20 protein-coding genes and 1 tRNA gene are annotated in these 20,666 nt (G+C 59.5%); 13 read left to right on the top strand and 8 right to left on the bottom strand.

What is annotated here, in order from left to right; genetic code table 11:
* Positions 1-102 precede the first annotated feature (102 nt).
* The 5 genes from SYN60AY4M2_RS04755 to SYN60AY4M2_RS04735 form a co-directional block, all read right to left on the bottom strand.
* Positions 103-1,413 carry a CO2 hydration protein gene (locus SYN60AY4M2_RS04755; protein ID WP_099812397.1) on the bottom strand — a complete coding sequence of 437 codons (1,311 nt, stop codon included), beginning with the start codon at positions 1,411-1,413 and terminating at the stop codon, positions 103-105.
* Between the two features lie 45 nt (positions 1,414-1,458).
* On the bottom strand, positions 1,459-2,988 hold the full coding sequence (locus tag SYN60AY4M2_RS04750) for an NADH-quinone oxidoreductase subunit M (protein WP_099812396.1): 1,530 nt from the start codon (positions 2,986-2,988) through the stop codon (positions 1,459-1,461).
* Between the two features lie 40 nt (positions 2,989-3,028).
* Positions 3,029-4,864 carry an NAD(P)H-quinone oxidoreductase subunit F gene (locus tag SYN60AY4M2_RS04745; RefSeq protein ID WP_099812395.1) on the bottom strand — a complete coding sequence of 612 codons (1,836 nt, stop codon included), beginning with the start codon at positions 4,862-4,864 and terminating at the stop codon, positions 3,029-3,031.
* Positions 4,865-5,216: 352 nt separating this feature from the next.
* Positions 5,217-5,324 (bottom strand): photosystem II reaction center protein PsbM, encoded by a 108-nt coding sequence (gene psbM, locus SYN60AY4M2_RS04740; protein ID WP_011429539.1) that lies wholly within the window; start codon positions 5,322-5,324, stop codon positions 5,217-5,219.
* A gap of 80 nt (positions 5,325-5,404) precedes the next feature.
* On the bottom strand, positions 5,405-5,701 hold the full coding sequence (locus SYN60AY4M2_RS04735) for a 2Fe-2S iron-sulfur cluster-binding protein (RefSeq protein WP_011429540.1): 297 nt from the start codon (positions 5,699-5,701) through the stop codon (positions 5,405-5,407).
* A 362-nt stretch (positions 5,702-6,063) separates the two neighbouring features.
* Between SYN60AY4M2_RS04735 and psbB the strand changes: the two genes are divergently transcribed.
* The 3 genes from psbB (at position 6,064) to SYN60AY4M2_RS04720 (ending at position 8,603) form a co-directional block, all read left to right on the top strand.
* Entirely contained in the window at positions 6,064-7,596 is a 1,533-nt protein-coding gene (gene psbB, locus SYN60AY4M2_RS04730; RefSeq protein ID WP_099812394.1) for a photosystem II chlorophyll-binding protein CP47, read from the top strand.
* A gap of 113 nt (positions 7,597-7,709) precedes the next feature.
* Positions 7,710-7,808 carry a photosystem II reaction center protein T gene (locus SYN60AY4M2_RS04725; RefSeq protein WP_011429542.1) on the top strand — a complete coding sequence of 33 codons (99 nt, stop codon included), beginning with the start codon at positions 7,710-7,712 and terminating at the stop codon, positions 7,806-7,808.
* Between the two features lie 387 nt (positions 7,809-8,195).
* The gene (locus tag SYN60AY4M2_RS04720; protein ID WP_099812393.1) at positions 8,196-8,603 is read left to right on the top strand and encodes a response regulator; all 408 of its coding nucleotides are present in this window, start codon (positions 8,196-8,198) and stop codon (positions 8,601-8,603) included.
* Here SYN60AY4M2_RS04720 and purQ read toward each other — a convergent pair.
* Together purQ and purS are read right to left on the bottom strand one after the other, a co-directional pair.
* Positions 8,600-9,277, bottom strand: coding sequence for a phosphoribosylformylglycinamidine synthase subunit PurQ (gene purQ / locus SYN60AY4M2_RS04715; protein ID WP_099812392.1), 678 nt, complete (start codon positions 9,275-9,277; stop codon positions 8,600-8,602). The genes SYN60AY4M2_RS04720 and purQ overlap by 4 nt on opposite strands.
* Before the next feature lie 52 nt (positions 9,278-9,329).
* Positions 9,330-9,587: a phosphoribosylformylglycinamidine synthase subunit PurS gene (purS, locus tag SYN60AY4M2_RS04710; RefSeq protein WP_099812391.1), complete on the bottom strand. Its 258-nt coding sequence runs from the start codon at positions 9,585-9,587 to the stop codon at positions 9,330-9,332.
* Positions 9,588-9,646: 59 nt separating this feature from the next.
* On the opposite strand from purS, the gene SYN60AY4M2_RS04705 reads away from it, so the two are divergent.
* Positions 9,647-10,420, top strand: a complete 774-nt coding sequence (locus SYN60AY4M2_RS04705; protein WP_099812390.1) for an ABC transporter permease — start codon at positions 9,647-9,649, stop codon at positions 10,418-10,420.
* Between the two features lie 46 nt (positions 10,421-10,466).
* Positions 10,467-11,195, top strand: a complete 729-nt coding sequence (locus SYN60AY4M2_RS04700) for a 2-phosphosulfolactate phosphatase family protein (protein WP_099812389.1) — start codon at positions 10,467-10,469, stop codon at positions 11,193-11,195.
* Here SYN60AY4M2_RS04700 and SYN60AY4M2_RS04695 read toward each other — a convergent pair.
* The gene (locus SYN60AY4M2_RS04695) at positions 11,192-11,476 is read right to left on the bottom strand and encodes a hypothetical protein (protein WP_099812388.1); all 285 of its coding nucleotides are present in this window, start codon (positions 11,474-11,476) and stop codon (positions 11,192-11,194) included. The two genes, SYN60AY4M2_RS04700 and SYN60AY4M2_RS04695, sit on opposite strands and share 4 nt — an antisense overlap.
* A gap of 214 nt (positions 11,477-11,690) precedes the next feature.
* Here SYN60AY4M2_RS04695 and argC point away from each other — a divergent pair, with 214 nt between their 5' ends.
* The 8 genes from argC (at position 11,691) to SYN60AY4M2_RS04650 (ending at position 20,427) form a co-directional block, all read left to right on the top strand.
* Complete coding sequence (gene argC / locus SYN60AY4M2_RS04690; RefSeq protein ID WP_099812387.1) at positions 11,691-12,797, top strand: N-acetyl-gamma-glutamyl-phosphate reductase; 1,107 nt, start codon at positions 11,691-11,693, stop codon at positions 12,795-12,797.
* A 38-nt stretch (positions 12,798-12,835) separates the two neighbouring features.
* Positions 12,836-14,266 carry a hypothetical protein gene (locus tag SYN60AY4M2_RS04685; RefSeq protein ID WP_240527725.1) on the top strand — a complete coding sequence of 477 codons (1,431 nt, stop codon included), beginning with the start codon at positions 12,836-12,838 and terminating at the stop codon, positions 14,264-14,266.
* A gap of 230 nt (positions 14,267-14,496) precedes the next feature.
* Positions 14,497-15,579, top strand: a complete 1,083-nt coding sequence (locus SYN60AY4M2_RS04680) for a tocopherol cyclase family protein (protein WP_099812385.1) — start codon at positions 14,497-14,499, stop codon at positions 15,577-15,579.
* Positions 15,580-15,729: 150 nt separating this feature from the next.
* Positions 15,730-15,803 (top strand) — tRNA-Arg (locus tag SYN60AY4M2_RS04675).
* 119 nt (positions 15,804-15,922) lie between these two features.
* Complete coding sequence (locus tag SYN60AY4M2_RS04670; RefSeq protein ID WP_099812384.1) at positions 15,923-18,397, top strand: ATP-dependent Clp protease ATP-binding subunit; 2,475 nt, start codon at positions 15,923-15,925, stop codon at positions 18,395-18,397.
* Positions 18,398-18,545: 148 nt separating this feature from the next.
* The gene (locus SYN60AY4M2_RS04665) at positions 18,546-19,178 is read left to right on the top strand and encodes an ATP-dependent Clp protease proteolytic subunit (RefSeq protein ID WP_011429553.1); all 633 of its coding nucleotides are present in this window, start codon (positions 18,546-18,548) and stop codon (positions 19,176-19,178) included.
* A 17-nt stretch (positions 19,179-19,195) separates the two neighbouring features.
* Positions 19,196-19,744, top strand: a complete 549-nt coding sequence (locus SYN60AY4M2_RS04660; RefSeq protein ID WP_099812383.1) for a Uma2 family endonuclease — start codon at positions 19,196-19,198, stop codon at positions 19,742-19,744.
* A 71-nt stretch (positions 19,745-19,815) separates the two neighbouring features.
* Entirely contained in the window at positions 19,816-20,427 is a 612-nt protein-coding gene (locus tag SYN60AY4M2_RS04650; RefSeq protein ID WP_011429555.1) for an ATP-dependent Clp protease proteolytic subunit, read from the top strand.
* The last annotated feature ends 239 nt before the right edge of the window (positions 20,428-20,666 follow it).

Raw genomic sequence — 20,666 nt, 5'->3', positions numbered from 1 at the left:
AAAGGTCTGGACGGCAGGTTCAGAAGAGCAGTTGGGTCCAAGCAGGATCGGGAAAAGGGAAAGCCAAAACCGACCACCTGAAATCGGCGTAATTGTCCTCAACTAGCGGTAGTTTTGATCCTGAATATAGGAGAGGCGGGCTGCCTCGCGGATGCCGTATTCCGGTCGGGTGAAGCGATTGAGCTGTCCCTCAAAATAACGGCGGTTCATCATCAAATGCCGCGGGTTGGGATCGTCCAGAGGATACAAGAAAGCGGCTCTCCCCGCCTGGATCACGGCTGAAGTAACGTTGTACATGGAGCGCTGGAAGCTGATCCCAAGCTGGATCAGCATGTCGTCTTCACCACGGCAATGCTTGCGGTAATACTCCACCAAATACTGGGGCAAAAAGTGGTACATATCCTGGTGCAAAAGGGTCGGCGGGATCCCGGCACTGCCCACCGGAAACTTATCGGCGTAGAGAACCCCGTAGTGGAAATCCAATTGGTTGGTGGGAACTTCGTTGGCTTGGGCGTTGTAGGACTTGGTGCCGCGGAAGGGAGAGGTGCGATAAAACACCGCTTCCACATAGGGGAAAGCCGCCTCGTATAGCCAAGTGAATCCTTTGGATTTGGGCACAATGTCGTACCACTCTCCTCGAATGCGCACCCGGTGATAAATGGGCCGCCCGGCAACGGCGAAGATCCCGTTAACCAAAAAGTTCATCGCCTCCGGCACGCTGGTGATTTTGCCCTCGTCGTAGAGATCGCTCATCTCAAAAAAGACGGGGGCCATCACCTCCCAAAACAGGCCCAGCACCGAATACATGGTGGCCTGGCGGCAGAGTTCCAGAAACATGTCTGGAAAGAGCTTGTACAGGCCGGTCAAAAGGGGGTTGCCCTGGCAGTAGGCGCGGATGGCGCGGTCGGCATTTTGCTTGTATTCTTCCGAATCCATATAGGGATCCAGCAGGCCTCCCATATCCCGGTGCCAGAGCATGGCCCGCATACATTCTTCGGCAAATTCCATGTTGATGCGGTCATGCCAAAGGTGATGCAAAATCCGCGGCAGCTTGCGCTTGAGCTCCCCTTTTTCCATGAACTCCAGCAGTTCCGGGTGGGCCGTAGCGGGGCCGCGCCAAATGCGCAAATCGGCATTATCCCCCGCGTAGTGGTTGGCCAGCTTCAAATATTCTTCGGGAATGATGAACTTAAAAAAGGGCAAGGGATCCACAAACACCTGCTCGGCAATGTAGAGCAGATCGCGCCAGTAAAAGTCCATCGGCACCGCATAGGCTTTGTAGAGGCCGATAATTTGCATCAGGTTTTCCGGCGTATCCGGCAGCATCGATCCCCCTGCCTCGAGGCGATGCACCACCTCGGCAAAGGGATGGGTGGAAGGGGGGAGCTTGGGCGTAACCAGGGTCGTCGTCATGGAAAAAGTCTCCAACTCTTCACTGCCTTCGGCTAGGGGAGAAAGTCATGAGCTTGCGTTGTCCATCAGGGATCCCTGCAGCAAACTGGAGGGAGAAGAATGTTCGGCTTCCGCGATGACAAGCGTCTGGGCTTGAGCCACCTGGGTGGATAGAGTAAAGGCCAAGGTTTGGGGCCATTTCACCAGGTTCATGGGCTGGATCCCAAACCAGACGATCAAGGCAGTTAAAAGAAAGCCCGGGATCCGCTCCCAACCTTGCACCCGGGGGTAGTAGGCGGTGCGGTTGTCCAATTTGCCGAAGCAGGTGCGGTTGAGCAAAATCACAAAATACACCGCCGTCAAGCCGGTGCCGCAGATGCTGAGCAACGTGGGCAACGGAAAATCTTGGTAGCTGCCCTGGAAGATCAAAAACTCGGCCACAAAGCCCACCAAGCCCGGGATCCCGGCGCTGGCCATGCCGCCCAAGATCAACAGGGCGCTCACGGTGGGCAGGCCGCGCAGAGGATTGAGCAGGCCGTTGAGCACGTTCAGATCCCGCGTTCCCACCTTGCGCTCCACCAGGCCCACCAGATCAAACAGCAGCGCCAGAATCAGGCCGTGGGAGACCATCTGCACCATCGCCCCCGTCAGGCTAATCGGCGTGGCCGCCGCCATACCCAGCAGGATGTAGCCCATATGGCCGATGGAGCTGTAGGCCACCATGCGCTTGATGTCTTTTTGGGCGATGGCCGCCAAAGCCCCCGACAGCACAGCAATAGCCCCCCACCAGGCCAGCAGCCCACTCAGATCGGCCCAAGCCTGGGGAAACAACTGCAGCCCAAAGCGAAACAGACCATAGGTGCCCAACTTGGAGAGCACCCCTCCCAGCAGCACCGCCACCGGCGGGGAAGACTCGCCGTAGGCGTCGGGCAGCCAGGTGTGGAAGGGCACCAGCGGCATCTTGATGCCAAAGGCCACAATCAAAGCCAACAGGGCCAGGGTTTGGGCAGCGGGGCCCAGGGAGCTGATGCGAATCTCGGCCAGCTCAAAAGTATGGGGATCCCCCAGCCAGTAGACGGCCAGAAACGCCCCCAACAGGAAGACGGCGGAAACAGCGGTGTAGATCAAAAACTTGATGGCGGCATAATCCCGCTTGGGGCTGCCCCAGATGGAAATGAGCAAGTAGATCGGGATCAGCACCAGCTCGTAAAAGAGGAAAAACAACAGCAGGTTCTGGGCGGCAAAAGCCCCGTTGACCGACCCACTCATCAGCAGAATGCAGCCGTAAAAGAGATTGGGCCGCTTGGTCTCCGGCTCAGCCGTCAAAATGGCGATGAGAGTGAGCAGCCCGTTCAGGGCCACCATCAACAAAGCCAGCCCGTCCAAGCCCAGGGAGTAGCTCAGCCCGATTTGCGGGATCCAATCCCACCGCTGCTCCCACTGAAAGCCGGTCGCCTGCACGTCGAAGCGGGTAAACAGAAATAGCGAGATGGCCAACGGGATCCCGGCCAAGACCACCGCCAGCTTGCGCCCTCCCAAGCCCAGGAACAGCAGCAGGGATCCCAAAATCGGCAACACAATCAAGGCACTCAGCATGGTCTTTTCCCTCTTTCTTAAGGACTCCGTCCCCCTCTGCCTAGAGAATTAGCCAGCCCAGCAGGGCCACCCCCACCACAATCGTCAGCACATAGGCCTGCAACTGGCCGGAGGTGGTGTATTTCAAAACCTGACCTCCTGCCAGCACAACTAAGCTGGTCAAATTCACCACGCCGTCCACCACGTAGCGGTCAAAGAGGGCCGTAACCTCAGAAATGATGCGCACCACAAACACCACGCTGGCGCGGTAGAGCGTGGGGGTGTAGAAGTCGTTGGCCAGCAGATCCTGCCAGTCGGCCAAGAAAGCCCAGTCCACTGGCCGCCGCCCCCGCGGCAGGTACAGCCAGGCTCCCAACGCGATGCCCGCCAAGCTGGATCCGGCCATCACCGCAATCGGGATCCCCTGCAGAGCCGGCAAGAGATCCAAGGCCGCCAGAATCATCGGCACATGCAGCGTCACCCCCATCATGGCCGTGCTGGGCAACATCATCGGCCAGTGCACCTCTGGGGAGCGCTCGCTCATCTGCTGCGGCTTGCCTCCCCAAACCAGGCCGAATACCCGCGTCAGCCCCAGCGCCGTTACCGCGTTGGTGACCAGCACCACTGCCGCCCACAGCCCCTGCCCCGATTGCGCCAACTGCTGCCACAGATCCGTCAGCACCCAGAAGGAGCCGAAAGGCGGCAGGGCCACCATGCCGGCCATCCCCGTCAAAAAGCACAGGCCGGAAATGGGCCGCCGCGACCACAAGCCCCCCAGATAGCGCAGATCCTGGGTAATGCTGTTCCAGATCACCATGCCCAGCGCCATCACCAGCAAGGCCATCGCCGGCGCATAGGTGAGCAGCAGTTGGTAGGCCTGTTGCGTGTGTCCTGTGCCCACCGCTACAAAGATCAAGCCCATGTAGGCGCTCACCAGGTAGGACAAGGCCCGCTTGGCATCAATTTGGGCCAGGGCCACCAGGGATCCCCCCACTGCCGTCAGCCCCCCGATCACCAGCATCAGCCGCAACACCGTCGGGGAAAGCTCATAGAGCGGCTGCAGCCGAATCAACACCCAAGCTCCTGTGCCCACCACCACCGCATTGCGCAAGATCGTAGAGGGGATCGGCCCTTCCATCGCCTCATCCAGCCACAGATGCAGAGGGAACTGGGCACACTTGCCCACAGGGCCGGCCAGCAACCCCAGCCCCACCAAGGCGATCAAGTTCGGATCCACAGAGATAGCTCCTGCCTGCACCGACTTTGCCCAAGCCGTCAAGTCCTCAAACTCCCAGGATCCCGTCAAAGGATAGATGGCGATGACCCCCATCAAGAGCAACAGGTCGCCGATGCGCTTGGTTAGAAAAGCATCCCGGGCCCCAGTTACCACCAGCGATTGGTTAAACCAAAAGCCCACCAACAGGTAGGTGCCCAGAGTCAAAATCTCCAGGATGACGTAGCTGAAAAACAAAGAGTCGCACAGAGCCAGAGCGCACATCCCCCCCTCAAACAGGCCCAGCAGCGAGAAGAACCGCGCCCAGCCCCAGTCCATTTCCATGTAGCCAAAGCCGTAGATCTGGGCCGCCAGGTTTAGCCCCGTCACCACGGCGCAGGCCCCCAGCGTTAGCGATGAAACCTGCAGCGGCAGCTCCAACACCAGATCCCCTACCTGCAGCCAGGGCAGCCGAATCACCTGCGCCGGCTGATCCCAAATCGCCACCAGCGCCCCCACACTGTGCAAGAACGCCACCAAGGTCAGCAGCGCATTTAGATAGCCCGCCGGTCGGGGGCCGGTGCGCCGGGTGATCCCAGGGGACCAAATCAACGCCCCCAGCCACGCCACTAGCGCATAGAGGGGAATTAACCACGCGGTTCTGACCAGCCCGTCCAAACTCATAATCCTCCTTACGGCCAGGAATCCCGCCTGACCCCATCGCCTACTGAGATCCTGTAAAAAATCTTAAGAGGCATCCTAGTGGCAAACTAGGATAGACAAAAATCAAGTTTTCCGATGAAGGCTATAGATTTCTAGCTAGGGAAGCGGAAACCTTCTCGCAGGCAACACAGACAGGCAGGAACCGTTGCCGGAGGGCTCCAGGTGGAGAGGGCCTCGGCCAAGGGACAGCTTGGCGCAAAAAGTAGAGGGATCCCCTTTTCCAGCGGGGATCCCCGTCGAGCTTTGGATGTCATCGTCGACTGTGAGCCTTGGTTCCTCAGCAGGAGGTAAGACTTGCCTTCATGGGCCTAGGTCAGCTCTCCGACTTGCTGGAAGTCTGCACGTACAAGATCACCAGGAAGATCGAGGGTACCAGAATAACCAAAATGGTGGCCAAAAGGCCCAGGTAGTTCGTCTCCATAGCTGCACACGCCGCAAACCCAACTGGCAGCTAGCATACCATTCTCAGGTACGCCTTGCCCAAAAGCGGCCAAGCCGGCTCTAGGGTTTCGTCTTCACCGCAACATCCCCCAATACCTTCGTCTGGCAGGCGAGACGATAGGTATCGGGCTTGCGCTTGAGCTTGCGGTTTTCCGCCTCGGTGCGGGGAGAGAGGTTCTCGGCTCCCTCGACGATCTCCACCACACAGGTGCCACACTGGCCGTTGCCGCCGCAGTTGAGCAGCTTGGCCATCATCTTGTAGAGGTCGATCTGGTTCTCCAGCGCCTTCAAGCGCAGGTTAGCGCCTTCCGCGACGACGATCTCTCTATTCTCGTTGACAAAGCGAATCGTTGCCATAATCTCGCCCGAAACCACAACACCTTTCAGATTGAGCCAGGAAAGCTCCAGGGTTTGCTAAGTATTGTTACACTTTAAATCATATTTTTAATCTTTGGCGAGAGATCTGGGAAGATGATGGCAGATAAGAGGGCATCCCGCCTGAAGCCGCTCAGGTCAGTTGCGTTTCGTTATACTGTTTGATGCCTGTGATGAAAATTCTGAGAGCGATGTCCTCACTGGGTGCGCTCTTGGGTTAGGTGGGTGCGGCACCCCTCGACACTGAAGAGACTGCTCAGGTAAGGATCCCAGGTGAAGATGTCGGCTTCAGTTTTTTGACTGGATATCGCGCAAGTGTTGGAGAACGTGGAGGATCGAGCTTTATGGGACTACCGTGGTACCGGGTCCACACCGTTGTATTAAATGACCCAGGTCGCCTGATCGCGGTACACCTGATGCACACTGCGCTGGTGGCAGGTTGGGCCGGATCGATGGCGCTGTATGAAACGGCTATTTTCGATCCATCGGATCCTGTCCTGAATCCGATGTGGCGTCAGGGCATGTTCGTCATGCCATTCATGGTGCGTCTGGGGGTGGTCAACTCCTGGGGCGGCTGGAATATCTACGGCGAGAGCGTGGCCAATCCCGGCTTCTGGACGTTTGAAGGGGTAGCCACTGCTCACATTGTTTTGTCTGGCTTGCTCTTTTTGGCCGCCTGCTGGCACTGGGTGTACTGGGATCTGGAGCTGTTCCGGGATCCCCGTACCGGCGAGCCGGCTTTGGACTTGCCGAAGATTTTTGGGATCCACCTGCTCTTGGCCGGGATCCTTTGTTTCGGCTTTGGGGCTTTTCACCTGACGGGGGTGTTTGGCCCAGGGATGTGGGTCAGCGACCCCTACGCGACGACAGGGCATGTGCAGCCGGTGGCGCCGGAGTGGGGGCCGGCAGGGTTTAACCCCTACAACGCTGGCGGGGTGGTGGCCCACCACATTGCCGCGGGCATCGTGGGCATCATTGCCGGCCTGTTTCACATTACAGTACGCCCACCCCAACGCCTCTACAAGGCTCTGCGCATGGGGAACATTGAGAGCGTGCTCTCCAGCTCGATTGCGGCCGTGTTTTTTGCCGGCTTTGTGGTGGCCGGGACGATGTGGTACGGCAGTGCCACCACTCCTGTGGAGCTGTTTGGCCCCACCCGCTACCAATGGGACTCCGGCTATTTCAACCAGGAAATTAACCGGCGCGTCAATGCCGCTATGGAGGCCGGGATGACCCGCAGCGAGGCCTACAATTCTCTCCCCAAGTCGCTGCTCTTCTACGATTACGTGGGTAACAGCCCGGCCAAGGGTGGTTTGTTCCGGGCTGGTCCGATGAACAAGGGAGACGGTATTGCTATCGAGTGGCTGGGCTACCCCGTCTTCCGGGACCGTGAAGGTCGGGAGCTGACGGTGCAACGCATGCCCAACTTCTTCGAGACGTTCCCCGTCATCCTGCGGGACGCCGATGGCGTGGTGCGGGCGGACATTCCCTTCCGGCGCGCCGAGTCACGCTACAGCTTTGAGCAGGTGGGCGTGACGGTGGAGTTCTACGGCGGCAAGCTGGACGGTCAGGTGTTCACTGACCCGCCAACGGTTAAAAAGTATGCCCGTATGGCTCAGTTGGGCCAGCTCTTCGAGTTCGACCGCGAAACGCCTAAGGCCGACGGCACTTTCCACACCAGCCCCCGCGGTTGGTTTACCTTCGCCCACGCGGTCTTTGCGCTGCTGTTCTTCTTCGGGCACATCTGGCACGGCGCCCGTACTCTCTTCCGGGATGTGTTCGCCGGTATTGACCCGAACATGAGCGAGGAAATGGTGGAATTCGGCGTCTTCCAGAAAGTGGGGGATCCCACCACGCGCAAGGTGCAAGAAGCGTAAGGCTTTCTCGCGGGATGACCGCCGGCACTCTGTTTCTCTGGGGAGAGGGGGTGCTGGCGGCTTTGAGCTAATCTGGAATCAAGCCCCCTTAGGATTCTGATTTGGAGGTTGGTATGGAAGCCATCACCTACACCTTTATTCTGTTTTTGACGCTGGGCCTTCTGTTTTTTGCCGTCGCCTTTCGCGAAACTCCTAGGATTCAGAAGAAGTAACCTGCGCCAGGGGCTGCTGTTGTCGGCTTGCTGAGAGTGTTGAGTGGGTTGAGGCGGCCAAAAGAGACGGCAGTTGTACCCCGTACAAGGCCGGAAAAATCCCCGGCCTTGTTTTTGTTTTGTTTTCAGAGGGCGCTCGGTTCCAGGCTGGTAGAGTATCCCCCAGGCAACCCAGCAAAGCTGTTTTCAAAACGGTAGCTGTCCTCTCCTGCTGGCAGAGGGGGTAGCTACTGGCGCTACTTTATTGAGATTTGTTATCAGTATTTTGGAGGGGGAGCTCTTGTCCCACTGCTCGAATGGGATGGCTAGAATTGCTTCGGGATGGTTTCCAGAACTACGGGGATTGCTGCGGCTCGAGTTCGCAACCAAGTCAACTTCAGGTTAGCGATGGCAACAGTGCTGCTGGTGGAAGACGATCCAATTAACGCCCGCGTTTTCGACAAAGTGTTGCGGCGGCGAGGCGGGTTTGAGGTCTTTCACAGCCAGGATGTGGAGGAGATCCTACGGCTGGCGCAGGCGCACGAGGTGGACGTGATTTTGCTGGATGTCTCCCTTTCTCAAAGCACCTTTCGTGGCGAGGCCGTGGACGGGATCCGCATTGCCCAACTGCTGAAGGGGGATCCCAAAAGCAGCTCCATTCCCATCATTTTGGTGACGGCCCATGCCATGCGGGGCGACCGCGAGGCCTTTTTGGCTCAAAGTGGGGCCGATGGCTACATCGCCAAGCCGGTGGTGGATCACGAGGAGATGGTGAACCAGGTGCGCAGGGTGTTGGCTCAGGCCCAGCAGGGCTAACTGGACAGGCTTTGGACAATGGACTGCCAAAAGGGGATCCCATCCTGCCCCGGCAAGTCGGGATCCGCCGCCCGCTCCGGGTGAGGCATCAGGCCGAGGATGCGACCGCTAGGGTCACAAATGCCGGCGATGTTGTCCACCGAGCCATTGGGCGCGACCGGAGCATAGCGAAAGACGATCTGCCCCCTGTCCTGCAACTGCTTGAGGGTATCGGCATCGCAGACGTAGCGGCCTTCCCCATGGGCGATGGGCAGGGTCAGGGTGGCTCCGCAAGGGTAAGCGCTGGTCCAGGGCAGGTCTTGCCGCTCCACGCGGATCCCTACCCGGTCGCAGATAAAGTGCAGGTTGGCGTTGCGCACCAGCGCCCCCGGCAGCAGACCGGCTTCTGTCAAGATCTGGAAGCCGTTGCAAATGCCCAGGACATAGCCCCCCCGCGCCCCATGCTCGGCCAGGGATCCCATCACTGGCGCAAAACGGGCCAGCGCCCCAGCTCGTAGATAATCCCCGTAGCTGAAGCCCCCTGGCAGCACCACCACATCCAGCCCCGATAAATCGGTTTCCCGGTGCCAGATGAGTCGCGTCGGGCAGCCCAAGAGGCCGCGGGTTACCCAGGCCACGTCGCGGTCACAATTGGAACCGGGGAAAACGACAATGCCAAACCTTACCTTGGCCATGGGGATCCCTTGCTGTGAAAACAAAAAGGTGGTGAGGGCTAGGCGTGAGCAATCAACTCTCTACAGGATCCACTTGGATTTGATAGGTCTCGATGACCGGATTGGCCAGCAGTTGCTCGCACAGCTCGTTCACCTGCTCTCGGGCAGTTTCGGCGTCAGGGGCCTCTAGCCGCAGTTGGATGTGTTTGCCAATGCGCACTCCCTGCACCTGGGTATGCCCTAACTGATGCAAGCTAGCCTGGAGAGCAGCCCCAGCAGGATCAAGTACCGAGGGGCGCAGGTGGATCTGAATCTGGGCCTGGAACTGCATAGAATAAAGCTGGACTTCTACAAGTGTATAGCTGGATGTCGCTTGCTTGAGGTCAGCTTATGGATGCGGCGCGCGTCGTGGCCATTGCCCAGAATGTTTTCCGGGAAACGATTCGGGATCGCGTTCTCTATCTGGTGATGGTGTTTGCGGTGGCCATGTTGGGAGCCATCGTTTTGATCCCCCAGGTAGCCAACCAGGCCCACAACAAGATCATTGCCGATCTGGGTCTGGCCGCTATCCACTTCCTGGCGCTGGTGGTGGCTATTTTCGTCGGCACCGGGCTGGTGAATAAAGAGATCGAGAGGCGCACGGTCTATGTGCTGATTGCCAAGCCCATGAGCCGGGCGGAGTTTATTGTCGGCAAGCATCTGGGCCTGTCGGCTTTGCTGTCGGTGCTGCTAGCAATGATGACGGCCGTCTTTTTGCTCAGCCTGCTGTTGGTGCAGGCCCCCATTTCCCCCTGGGCCATTCTCTGGGCAGTAGTTTTCACCTTTTTGGAACTGGTGCTGATTGTGGCGGCAGCGCTGCTGTTTGGGGTTTTTACCTCTCCAATTTTGGCCACCCTCTACACCATTGCCCTGTTCATTATGGGCCACGCCAGCCGCGCCCTGCTGCAGTTAAGCAAGCTGGTGGAAGACGCAGGTTTTGGCAAGGTGTTCGAGGTCATTTACTTGGTCTTGCCGGATCTGGAGCGCTTTAATCTAAGAGATGCTGCCGTTTACGGCCAAATTCCTCCGCCCACCCAGCTCCTTGGCGACGCGCTTTACGGTCTGATCTACACCGTTTTGCTGCTCATTTTGACGGTGCTGGTGTTTGCCCGGCGTGAGTTCTAATAAGCTCTCGTGGGGCTCTAGTTGAACCTTTTTTGCTCCCTCTCTCATGCAACTTTTCCACTTCCACACCCCTGAGCAAGTCCCTCCGGCAGGGATCCCAGCCTGCGCAGTGGCCATCGACGTGCTGCGGGCCACCACCACCATCGCCGCAGCTCTGGCGGCAGGGGCAGAGGCCGTTGAGGTGTTTGCCGACTTGCAGTCCTTGCAAGCGGCCAGCCGGAGCTGGCCGGCCTCCAAACGGCTCTTGGCCGGGGAGCGAGGCGGCAAAACGGTGACGGGATTTGACCTAGGCAACTCCCCCCGCGAGTACACCCCAGAGCGCGTGCGGGACCAGCGCATCTTCATGAGTACCACCAACGGCACCCGCACCCTGCAGCGCTTAGAAAGGATCCCAGTGTTGATCACAGCAGCCCTGGTGAACTTGGGAGCAGTGGTGGAGTTTCTCAGGCAAGGAGCTTTTGCCGAGGTGTGGCTGGTGGGAGCTGGCTGGGAGGGGGCTTTTGCTTTGGAAGACACCGCCTGTGCCGGAGCCATTCTGCATCGCCTGGGCTGTTCGGAGGAGCAGTTGGGCAACGACGAGGCAGTGGCCGCCCTGGCCCTCTACCAAACTTGGCAAGACAATCTCCTGGGCCTGTTGCGGCGCTCCAGCCATGGGCAGCGGCTACTGGCCATTAGCCCTGAAAGCGACAGGGACCTGGCCTATTGTGCGGAGTTGGATCGGCTCTCAGTGGTGCCCCGGCAGATTCAGCCCGGCGTTTTGGCCCTCGCCGGCTAGCTGGACTGGGGTGTCTCGGCGGCAACAGCCAAAGCCTTCTGGTGCAGCCACTCCTGCCATTCTCCCGGGATCAACTTGCTGTGAAACGCATCTCCGGAGACAAACACCTCCTGCTGGTTTTGGGCCAAAACAAAAATGGAGCGGCGGTCGAAATGGGAGGTGAGCTTGTAGAGGGTGTAGGGGCCTTCGGAGTAGAGGGTTAAAGTTTCCTGATCCAGGCCGTGGCGGCTGCTTTGGCCGCGGGCTCGCAGGATCATGTTGATCAATTGTTCGTAGTACATACAACCCTTCCCGACGAGGTAGGGAACATCCCTGGGCAAGACCTCAACAGCCAAGGCGGCTGCCGAGGCTTGGGCGGCTCGCGTGAGCCCAGTATAACTCCCGGCCCAGGCAACACTGAGCCCAACAGAGCAGGTGAGTTCAACCAAGGCAGCGGCAAATGCGATAAATAGTAAGGCAAACCGTCAGTTTTGCAATTCTGCACAGGCAGCCCCCATGGCCACTACGGCGCCTCGTTCTCTTCCTCCCACCGATCCCGTCCGCGTCGCCATCGTCGGGGCCTCCGGCTATGGAGGGGTGCAGTTGGTGCGGCTGCTCAGCGAGCATCCCGGCGCGCAGATCACCTACCTGGCCGGTCAAGACAGCGCCGGCAAACGCTACGGGGATCTCTACCCTCACCTGGCCCAAGCGGTGGATTTGACCATCCAGCCGGTAGATGTGGAGGCCATTGCCGCCAGCAGCGACGTTGTCTTCCTCTCTCTGCCCAATGGCCTGGCAGCAGACTTGGCGCCGCCTTTGCTAGCCAAAGGGTGCAAAGTTCTAGATCTCTCGGCAGACTATCGCTTTCGCAACCTGGCCACCTACCAATCCTGGTATCGCCTGGGGCAGACGGATCCCAACTGGCCCAGCCCTGCCTATCGCCAGGCCAACGAGCAAGCGGTCTACGGGCTGCCAGAACTCTACCGGGAGGCCATTGCCCAAGCCCAACTGGTAGCCTGCCCCGGCTGCTACCCCACCGCCTCCCTGTTGGCGGTTGCCCCCCTGCTGCGGCAGGGGTTGGTGGAGCTGGACAGCCTTATTTTCGATGCCAAGTCCGGCGTCTCTGGCGCGGGCCGCACCCCCAAGCTGGGATCCCTATTTGCCGAGGTAGATGGCTCTCTGGGGGCCTATGGCGTGGCCCAACACCGGCACACACCCGAGATCGAGCAGGCCTGCAGTGACCTCACCCACACTCCCATCACTGTACAATTTACGCCCCACCTCGTGCCGATGGTGCGGGGTATCCACGTCACCTTGTACGCCAACCTGCGGGATCCCGGCCTTGTGGGCGAAGATCTCATCACCATTTACAACGCCTTCTATCGCCAATCCCCCTGGGTCAAGGTGCTGCCCCGCGGCGTTTACCCGCAAACCAAGTGGGTTGCCGGCACCAACACCTGCATGATCGGGGTGGAAGTGGATACCCGCACCAACCGAGTCATTGTCCTGTCGGTAATCGACAACCTCATGAAGGGACAGGCCGGGCAGGCGGTGCAATGCCTCAACCTAATGATGGGGTGGCCGGAAACCTTGGGCTTACCGCAGCTTGCCTTTTACCCCTAGCTATAATGCCGGTAATTCCCCTGCAGCCCAGTTTGCCCATGCCTAACCTCTTCTCCCCCAATCTTGATCCCAACAGGCCCGCCGCGCCGGCGAACTCTCCACCTTCATCCGGTAGGGCGGGGGACCTGAACTGGGAGGGGCTGTGGCGGCAACTGGAAGCGGGCTGGCAGGAGCTGCCCCGGCGCTCTGAAGAAACCCTGCAGCAGACCCTAGCTCGTTGGCAACTGGAGTGGGGCGGCCTGTGCCGCGAGGCGCGAGATCGGCTGCAGGCAACTCTAGACAAAGCCAGAGCCACAACCTCTCCAGAGCCCCTCCGGCGAGAGCTGCAAGCGCTTTTGCCTCTGCTCAACCCCTGCCAATGGGAGGTGGTCATCGGCTCTCTGGAACGGGCCGCCGACCGAGCCTGGGTGGCCAGCCTGCTGTATCACAGCCTGCAGGAGCCACCACACCCCGAAGCAGCCACCAACGGCATCCCTGCCTGGGCGGGGGCCTTGACCTCTGAGCAGCGCTCTACCTTGGAGGCGATGAGCCTGCGGGCCTATGGCAACAGCCGCCTACCTTTGGTGATGGACAAAAGCGGCGAGATCCAAGTGGAAGCCTCAGCCGCCCTCTTGGCCGCCCTTATTGCTGTCGAGATCGGCAGCGTGGGATCCGCAGGCGCCCTCTCTTTGCTGGGCACACCGGAGCTGCGCAAGCTCTTGAATGCCGAGGGCAAGCTGCGGCGCAGCGTCTTAAAACAGGGGCGAACTGCCCTCACAGAAGAGGAATGGCAAACTCTGCGCCAGTGGCTTGATCCCAAGGGATCCCCCCCCGACTGGTACCTCTCCCTCACCCAAGTGGGGATCCAAACCACCCAAGTGGGGGACTATCTGGCGCGGCGGCTGCGGGAGTTTTTCCAGAGCGAGTGGATCAAGCTGGCGATCCCGCCCCTGTACCACTTGGTTATCGACGCCGTGCGGCTGTTGACGGGAGAAGTGTTTCTCAGCGTGGGCACAACCCTAGAATCGGCTTTGGAGTCGGCAGAGGCGGGGCGACGCCTGGAGTTGCTGCTGCAAGCTTTGCCCCAGGCCCGGCACATTCCCAGTCCCGAGCGCATCCAAGCCGCTCTTCCCGCCGTTGTGGAGGCTGCTGAGACAACCCTCAGGCCGCTCTTGGCGCGCCAGTTGATGACGGTGGCCGACATCTTCGACCCGCCCATTCGCAACGAAAGCCTCAACGAATTGGGGCGGCAACTCAACCTCTGGAATCCCTTGCAGTTTTTGCTCACCTGGGGTACGTCTGGCTGGCTGGGCGCTCTGCTAGATGAGATCAAAAAATTGCAGCAAACCTACCCGGAAATGCCCTTGTGGGAGAGCTATCGGCAAGGGGTTGAGACGGCAGTGCAAGCGCCTCGAGTGATGGATCAGGCGGAAGCCTTGCGCCTTACCGCCAAGAGCTTGGATCCCAAGATAGAACCGTCGGACGACTAACCTAGCGCAGGCGTACCCTACCCCCTCAGCCGAAGTGCCCCCATCTGCGGGCGTATTCAGCATCGCATAGGGCACAAACTTAAGGCCGAAAAGTCCCAAAAAGTTGGACTTAAAATCTCAGCTTGGTTGATATCCTAAAAGCAGACAGACATAGAAACAATACAATTGCTCTTTTGGTAGCTATAGACTTTTTTCTATCTTCTGGCGATTCTCGAGGGAGTTGCTCTCCGGTGGCAGAGTGCTTTAAGCAAAACGGCTCAACGGACTGGGGATCCCTGCCCCATGGCGGCTATCACTGGGATGGCTGTGCCGAGCCGTTTTTCGAGGGCTGGTACAGCCGGGTCACTTTACCTGGGGATCCGCCCCTCAGCTTTGCCTTCATGTACGCCATCGACCCCAGGCGGGGAGGCATGGCGCAGGTGTTGGGGCCAGACGAGGAGCTGCATTGGCGCACCTTCCCCAATCCACAGCGCTTCTGGGCCAGTTGGCGGCACCTGGCCTTGGGGCACGCTGGCGGGCCAGGCGAGAGCTGGCGAGGGCTGCAGGAGCCCCTCACCTTCTTCCAACACACCGCCAGCGGCTACCAATACACCGCCCACCTCAACCAGGGGATTTTGCCAGATCCTGTCAGAGGCGAGGCCATCCGCTGGCTCTATCGCATTCAACTCTGCTCTGCCTACGGGATCCCGCCGCGGGCCACCATGGGAGCCTGGTCTTATCTGCCCATCTTCGAGCCGGGCTGGCAGATCCTGATGAGCCACGGCCTGGCCAGCGGCTGGGTGGAGTGGCGGGGCAGGCGCTTCGAATTCGAGCAGGCCCCCGCCTACGCCGAAAAAAACTGGGGACAAAGCTTCCCTCGCCGCTGGTTTTGGATCCAGTGCAACGCCTTTCCCAACCATTCCGGCCTCAGCCTCACCTGCGCCGGAGCCGAGCGGCAGGTGCTCACCCGCCCCGAAGAAGTCGCCCTGATCAGCCTGCACGGCGGGGGATCCCAGCCTTTTTTGGAGTGGCGGCCCGGCCAAGCTCGGCTAACCTGGCAGGTGGATCCCTGGGGATCCTGGCAGGTGCGCGGCGAAGACGCCCGTTGGTGCATCCAACTGGAAGGTCACACCCAGCGGCCTGGGCAAACCGTCTTCACCCCTGGCCCGGAAGGGATGCGGCGCAACTGCCGCGACACCCTGGCCGGCCATCTGCAGGTGCGGCTGTGGCAGCGCAACGGCCAGGTCTGGACGCAGGTGCTTGCGGCCAGCAGCTCCCAAGCCGGCCTCGAGGTGGGGGGAGAAGTTCCGCGATCCTGGCCAGGGCATTGTTGAACGTTGGCGGATATCTACACCCCCGTTGGACTTCCCAAAAAACGCTCTTGTGCTAGAATACCTAAGCCACATTGATAAGCTTCCATCTCTGGATAGGAGAGACGGGTCTTCAACCGTGGCTGTTTCGCTTTTCTTGCAGGTAGATAGCTTGCGCCTGTAGCTCAGTGGACTAGAGCACGTGGCTACGGACCACGGTGTCGGGAGTTCAAATCTCTCCAGGCGCGTCACGATCCCAGATGATTTTTCGTCTGGGGTATTTACCGTCCCTTAGTTGGCCTGAATCCTGTGTTAGGATTAGGCCTATCAAGTCCGCCTTGATGCAGGCGTAGGGAGCCCGAGGATCATGTTTGAACGCTTTACGGAAAAAGCCATCAAGGTGATCATGCTGGCCCAGGAGGAGGCCAGACGGTTGGGTCACAATTTCGTTGGCACCGAGCAAATCTTGTTGGGGTTAATCGGCGAGGGCACTGGGGTCGCCGCCAAAGTTCTCAAGTCCATGGGAGTGAACTTGAAGGACGCCCGCATTGAAGTCGAGAAAATTATTGGCCGGGGATCCGGCTTTGTGGCCGTCGAGATCCCTTTCACTCCCCGCGCCAAGCGAGTGCTGGAGCTCTCCTTAGAAGAAGCTCGCCAGCTCGGCCACAACTACATCGGCACTGAGCACCTGCTCCTGGGCCTGATCCGCGAAGGGGAAGGGGTAGCTGCTCGCGTCCTGGAAAACCTGGGGGTGGATCTGTCCAAGGTGCGCACCCAGGTGATCCGCATGTTGGGCGAGACCGCCGAAGTGACGGCAGGGGGTGGGTCTTCCAGCCGCACCAAGACGCCAACCCTGGACGAATTCGGCTCCAACCTCACCCAATTGGCCCAAGAGGGCAAGCTGGATCCCGTGGTGGGTCGGACGCGGGAGATCGAGCGCGTGATCCAGATCTTGGGCCGCCGCACCAAGAACAACCCCGTTCTTATCGGGGAGCCGGGCGTGGGCAAGACCGCCATCGCCGAAGGTCTGGCCCAGCGCATCGTGCAGGGGGACGTGCCCGACATCTTGGCCGACAAGCGGGTGGTCAGCCTGGATATCGGCCTGTTGGTGGCTGGCACCAAGTACCGCGGCGAGTTTGAGGAGCGCCTCAAGAAGATCATGGATGAGATCCGCAACGCCGGCAACATCATCCTGGTCATCGACGAGGTGCACACCCTCATTGGAGCCGGGGCTGCCGAAGGGGCCATCGATGCCGCCAACATCCTCAAGCCGGCTTTGGCCCGCGGCGAGCTGCAGTGCATCGGCGCCACCACGCTGGATGAGTACCGCAAGCACATCGAGCGGGATGCCGCCCTGGAGCGTCGCTTCCAGCCCATCATGGTGGGCGAGCCGAGCGTTTCAGAGACGATCGAGATCCTGTTTGGCCTGCGGGAGCGCTACGAGCAGCACCACAAGCTGAAGATCTCCGACGCGGCCTTGGAGGCAGCGGCCAAGCTGGCCGACCAATACATCTCTGACCGCTTCCTGCCGGACAAGGCCATCGACCTCATCGACGAGGCGGCTTCGCGGGTGCGCCTGATCAACTCGCAACTGCCGCCGGCGGCGCGGGAGCTGGATCAGGAGCTGCGGCGGGTGCTTAAGGAGAAGGATGCCGCGGTGCGGGCCCAAGACTTCGACAGGGCCGGCGAGCTGCGGGATCGGGAGATGGAGATCAAGCAGCAGATCCGCGCCATTGCGGCGGCCAAAAAAGCCGAGGAAAGCAGCCGCCAAGAGATGCCAGAGGTCACCGAAGAGGACATCGCCCAAGTGGTGAGCGCCTGGACGGGCGTGCCAGTGGCCAAGCTGACCGAGAGCGAGTCGGAGAAGCTGCTGCACATGGAGGAAACCCTGCACCAGCGCATCGTCGGCCAAGATGAGGCGGTGCGGGCCATCTCGCGGGCCATTCGTCGGGCTCGCGTGGGGCTGAAAAACCCCAACCGTCCCATCGCCAGCTTCATCTTCTCCGGCCCAACAGGGGTAGGCAAAACCGAGCTGACCAAAGCCCTGGCGGCCTACTTCTTCGGCTCCGAGTCGGCTATGATCCGCCTCGACATGTCGGAGTACATGGAGCGGCACACGGTCAGCAAGCTGATCGGATCCCCGCCCGGATATGTCGGCTACAACGAGGGGGGGCAGCTTACGGAAGCGGTGCGGCGCCGTCCCTACACGGTGGTGCTCTTCGATGAGATCGAGAAGGCCCACCCGGACGTGTTCAACCTGCTGCTGCAGATCCTGGAGGACGGCCGCCTGACCGACGCCAAGGGCCGCACGGTGGACTTCAAAAACACCCTGATCGTGATGACCTCGAACATTGGCTCGAAGGTCATCGAGAAGGGTGGTGGCAGCCTCGGCTTCGAGTTCAACACCAACGACGAAGATGCGAACTACAACCGCATCCGCAACTTGGTGCACGAGGAGCTGAAGCAGTACTTCCGCCCCGAGTTCCTCAACCGGGTGGACGAGATCATCGTCTTCCGGCAACTGACCAAGGAGGAAGTGAAGCAGATCGCCGACATCCTGCTCAAGGAAGTGTTCGACCGCATGAAGGAGAAGAAGATTTACCTCACGGTCAGCGATCGCTTCAAGGATCTGCTGGTGGAGGAGGGCTACAACCCCAGCTATGGGGCACGTCCGCTGCGCCGTGCTATTCAGCGCCTGTTGGAAGACATCCTGGCAGAAGAGATCTTGACTGGCCACGTCAAAGAGGGATCAGAAGTCCTCATCGATGTGGACGAGGAGCGTAAGCCCAAGGTGCTGGTCACGGAGCCGGAGCGGGTGCTCTTGCCCCAGGGAGCGGAGTAAAGCTGCCGCCTCCCCTTCAGGTTCTGGTTCTTAGGAAGACAAGGGATCCGCTGCTGTTCTCGGATCCCTTGCTCTTGTCCTTCATCTGTGCTGTCGTTCTAGGAAGTTGTCTCTAGAGTCAAGGGATTGGCCGTAGGAGAACTTTGGCATGGTGCAATCGACCTACTACTATGGCGGCGCTCCGGTTCGGACTCCGCCTCCCGATTTGGCTTCGCTGCTGCTGCAAGAGCGCATTGTCTATCTGGGTCTGCCCCTGGCCGAGGAGGCGAATGCCAACGTCACCAAGCTGATTGTGGAACAATTGCTGTATTTGCAGTACGAGGATCGGGAAAAGCCGATCAAGATGTACATCAACTCGACGGGCACCTACAGCTACGACACGGCAGCTTTTGCCATTCTGGATACGATGAACTACATCAAGCCGCCGGTGCATACCATCTGCATTGGCAATGCCATTGGCATGGCGGCCATGCTGTTGGCGGCGGGCGCCAAGGGGTTCCGGGCCAGTTTGCCCAATGCCACGATCGTGCTGCATCAGCCGTATGGGGGCACCCGTGGACAGGCCAGCGATATTGAAATTCGCACCCGCGAGATCTTGACCTTGCGCAACATGATGCTGGAGGAATTATCTCGCAGCACGGGCCAGCCCATAGAGCGCATCAAGAAGGATACGGAGCGGCTGTTTTTCATGACTCCGGAAGAGGCCAAAGCCTACGGTCTTATCGATCAGGTGTTGACCAGCTCCAAAGCCCTGCCGAAGTTGGCAACAGCCAAAAGCTGAAGCAGAGGGATCCGTCGATGGTTCAGGTCCCTGTACAGCCTTTAACGGCGGAGGAGTACCTACGCCTCAAAAGCTGGCCTTATGAAGGACGGCTTGAACTTGAAGACGGGTATATTCGGGAAGTGCCAACTGAGGAGCGCATTAACACCCTCATTGAGCTGTTTCTGATTGCGGAATTGCTCAAGTTTTTGCCCGTCCAACGCCTGAGCTTGGGCCAAGTTGAGGTCGAAGTGCCCGCAGCCAAGGCTCGGTTTCGCAACCCAGATGTGATGGTTTTACATCCTGACCATGTGAGCTTGCTGGGGAACGGTCGCGGAACCCTTCGGCTGCCCATGCCCCCGCCGCTGCTGGTGGTGGAAGTGGTTTCTCCTGGAATAGACAATGAAAAACGTGATTATAACGTGATTATCAAGACAAGCGCAAAGACTATGCTGCCCGTGGGATCCTGGAATACTGGATTGTGGATCCCGCCAAGCAGTCGGTGTCGCGCTGGGTTGGCGGGGAATACGAAGACGAGGTTAAAACCGGCCCTGAACGCATTGTTTCCTCGGTTTTGCCCCAGCTAGATTTGAGCGCGCAAGACCTCTTGCAAGCGCATCGTTCTGTGTAGTGTTCTGTACTTTGCCAGGAGAAACTTATGCCGATTGGAGTGCCTCGCGTTCCCTACCGTCTGCCCGGTGAGCCCTACAGCCAGTGGATCAGCCTCGACGACCGCCTGTACCAAGAGCGGATCTTGTTTATCGGCGAGCCCATCGACGACAACCTGGCCAATACCATCGTGGGGGTGATGCTCTACCTCAACTCCCAGGATCCGCAAAAGGATATTGTGATGTACATCAACTCTCCTGGTGGCTCTGTAACGGCGGGCATGGCCATTTACGACACCATGAACCACGTCAAGCCCGACATTGTTACCGTTTGCGTGGGCCAAGCAGCCTCGATGGGGGCCTTCTTGCTGGCTGCCGGCACCAAGGGAAAACGCTTTGCCCTGCCCCACTCCCGCATCATGCTGCACCAGCCTTCCCTGGGGATGATCCAAGGTCAGGCCAGCGATATCGAAATTCGCGCCCGCGAAACTTTGCGGGTCAAGCGGCGTATGAATGAGCTCTTGGCGCAAATGACTGGCCAGCCGCTGGAGAAAATCGAGCGGGATGTGGAGCGGGATTTCTACCTCTCGGCTACGGAAGCCCAAGCCTACGGCATTGTAGACCGAGTGATCCAAGAGCGCTCGGAAGCAATGGCCGGCTAAGGGGGATTTTGGCTCGCTGCAAAAAGACGGCCTGGGCAAGATCCCGAGTAAGATTAGGGAGCTGAGGACTGGCTCGCTGTGGTTTGACCGTTTGACGGGCCTGGATTCCGGCAGGTGTGATGTTCCCCGGCTTATACGGTACTGGTTCTAGGGTGCCGGGAGAGGGGCTGAGGATCCCTGGGGTAGCTAGGATAAGGCGGAGTGGACCGAGAGATTTGCATCCGGTGAACCGAAAGCAT

The organism is Synechococcus sp. 60AY4M2, assembly GCF_002760375.1.
Lineage (GTDB): Bacteria > Cyanobacteriota > Cyanobacteriia > Thermostichales > Thermostichaceae > Thermostichus.
Note: the sequence above shows the minus strand (reverse complement) of the source record. Positions and strands in the feature narration are given on the sequence as shown.

Excerpts from the sequence above, each read along its gene's own strand:
- SYN60AY4M2_RS04755 (WP_099812397.1), bottom strand. The coding sequence starts at position 1,413 with ATGACGACGACCCTGGTTACGCCCAAGCTCCCCCCTTCCACCCATCCC.
- SYN60AY4M2_RS04750 (WP_099812396.1), bottom strand. The coding sequence starts at position 2,988 with ATGCTGAGTGCCTTGATTGTGTTGCCGATTTTGGGATCCCTGCTGCTG.
- SYN60AY4M2_RS04745 (WP_099812395.1), bottom strand. The coding sequence starts at position 4,864 with ATGAGTTTGGACGGGCTGGTCAGAACCGCGTGGTTAATTCCCCTCTAT.
- psbM (WP_011429539.1), bottom strand. The coding sequence starts at position 5,324 with ATGGAGACGAACTACCTGGGCCTTTTGGCCACCATTTTGGTTATTCTG.
- SYN60AY4M2_RS04735 (WP_011429540.1), bottom strand. The coding sequence starts at position 5,701 with ATGGCAACGATTCGCTTTGTCAACGAGAATAGAGAGATCGTCGTCGCG.
- psbB (WP_099812394.1), top strand. The coding sequence starts at position 6,064 with ATGGGACTACCGTGGTACCGGGTCCACACCGTTGTATTAAATGACCCA.
- SYN60AY4M2_RS04725 (WP_011429542.1), top strand. The coding sequence starts at position 7,710 with ATGGAAGCCATCACCTACACCTTTATTCTGTTTTTGACGCTGGGCCTT.
- SYN60AY4M2_RS04720 (WP_099812393.1), top strand. The coding sequence starts at position 8,196 with ATGGCAACAGTGCTGCTGGTGGAAGACGATCCAATTAACGCCCGCGTT.
- purQ (WP_099812392.1), bottom strand. The coding sequence starts at position 9,277 with ATGGCCAAGGTAAGGTTTGGCATTGTCGTTTTCCCCGGTTCCAATTGT.
- purS (WP_099812391.1), bottom strand. The coding sequence starts at position 9,587 with ATGCAGTTCCAGGCCCAGATTCAGATCCACCTGCGCCCCTCGGTACTT.
- SYN60AY4M2_RS04705 (WP_099812390.1), top strand. The coding sequence starts at position 9,647 with ATGGATGCGGCGCGCGTCGTGGCCATTGCCCAGAATGTTTTCCGGGAA.
- SYN60AY4M2_RS04700 (WP_099812389.1), top strand. The coding sequence starts at position 10,467 with ATGCAACTTTTCCACTTCCACACCCCTGAGCAAGTCCCTCCGGCAGGG.
- SYN60AY4M2_RS04695 (WP_099812388.1), bottom strand. The coding sequence starts at position 11,476 with ATGTACTACGAACAATTGATCAACATGATCCTGCGAGCCCGCGGCCAA.
- argC (WP_099812387.1), top strand. The coding sequence starts at position 11,691 with ATGGCCACTACGGCGCCTCGTTCTCTTCCTCCCACCGATCCCGTCCGC.
- SYN60AY4M2_RS04685 (WP_240527725.1), top strand. The coding sequence starts at position 12,836 with ATGCCTAACCTCTTCTCCCCCAATCTTGATCCCAACAGGCCCGCCGCG.
- SYN60AY4M2_RS04670 (WP_099812384.1), top strand. The coding sequence starts at position 15,923 with ATGTTTGAACGCTTTACGGAAAAAGCCATCAAGGTGATCATGCTGGCC.
- SYN60AY4M2_RS04665 (WP_011429553.1), top strand. The coding sequence starts at position 18,546 with ATGGTGCAATCGACCTACTACTATGGCGGCGCTCCGGTTCGGACTCCG.
- SYN60AY4M2_RS04660 (WP_099812383.1), top strand. The coding sequence starts at position 19,196 with ATGGTTCAGGTCCCTGTACAGCCTTTAACGGCGGAGGAGTACCTACGC.
- SYN60AY4M2_RS04650 (WP_011429555.1), top strand. The coding sequence starts at position 19,816 with ATGCCGATTGGAGTGCCTCGCGTTCCCTACCGTCTGCCCGGTGAGCCC.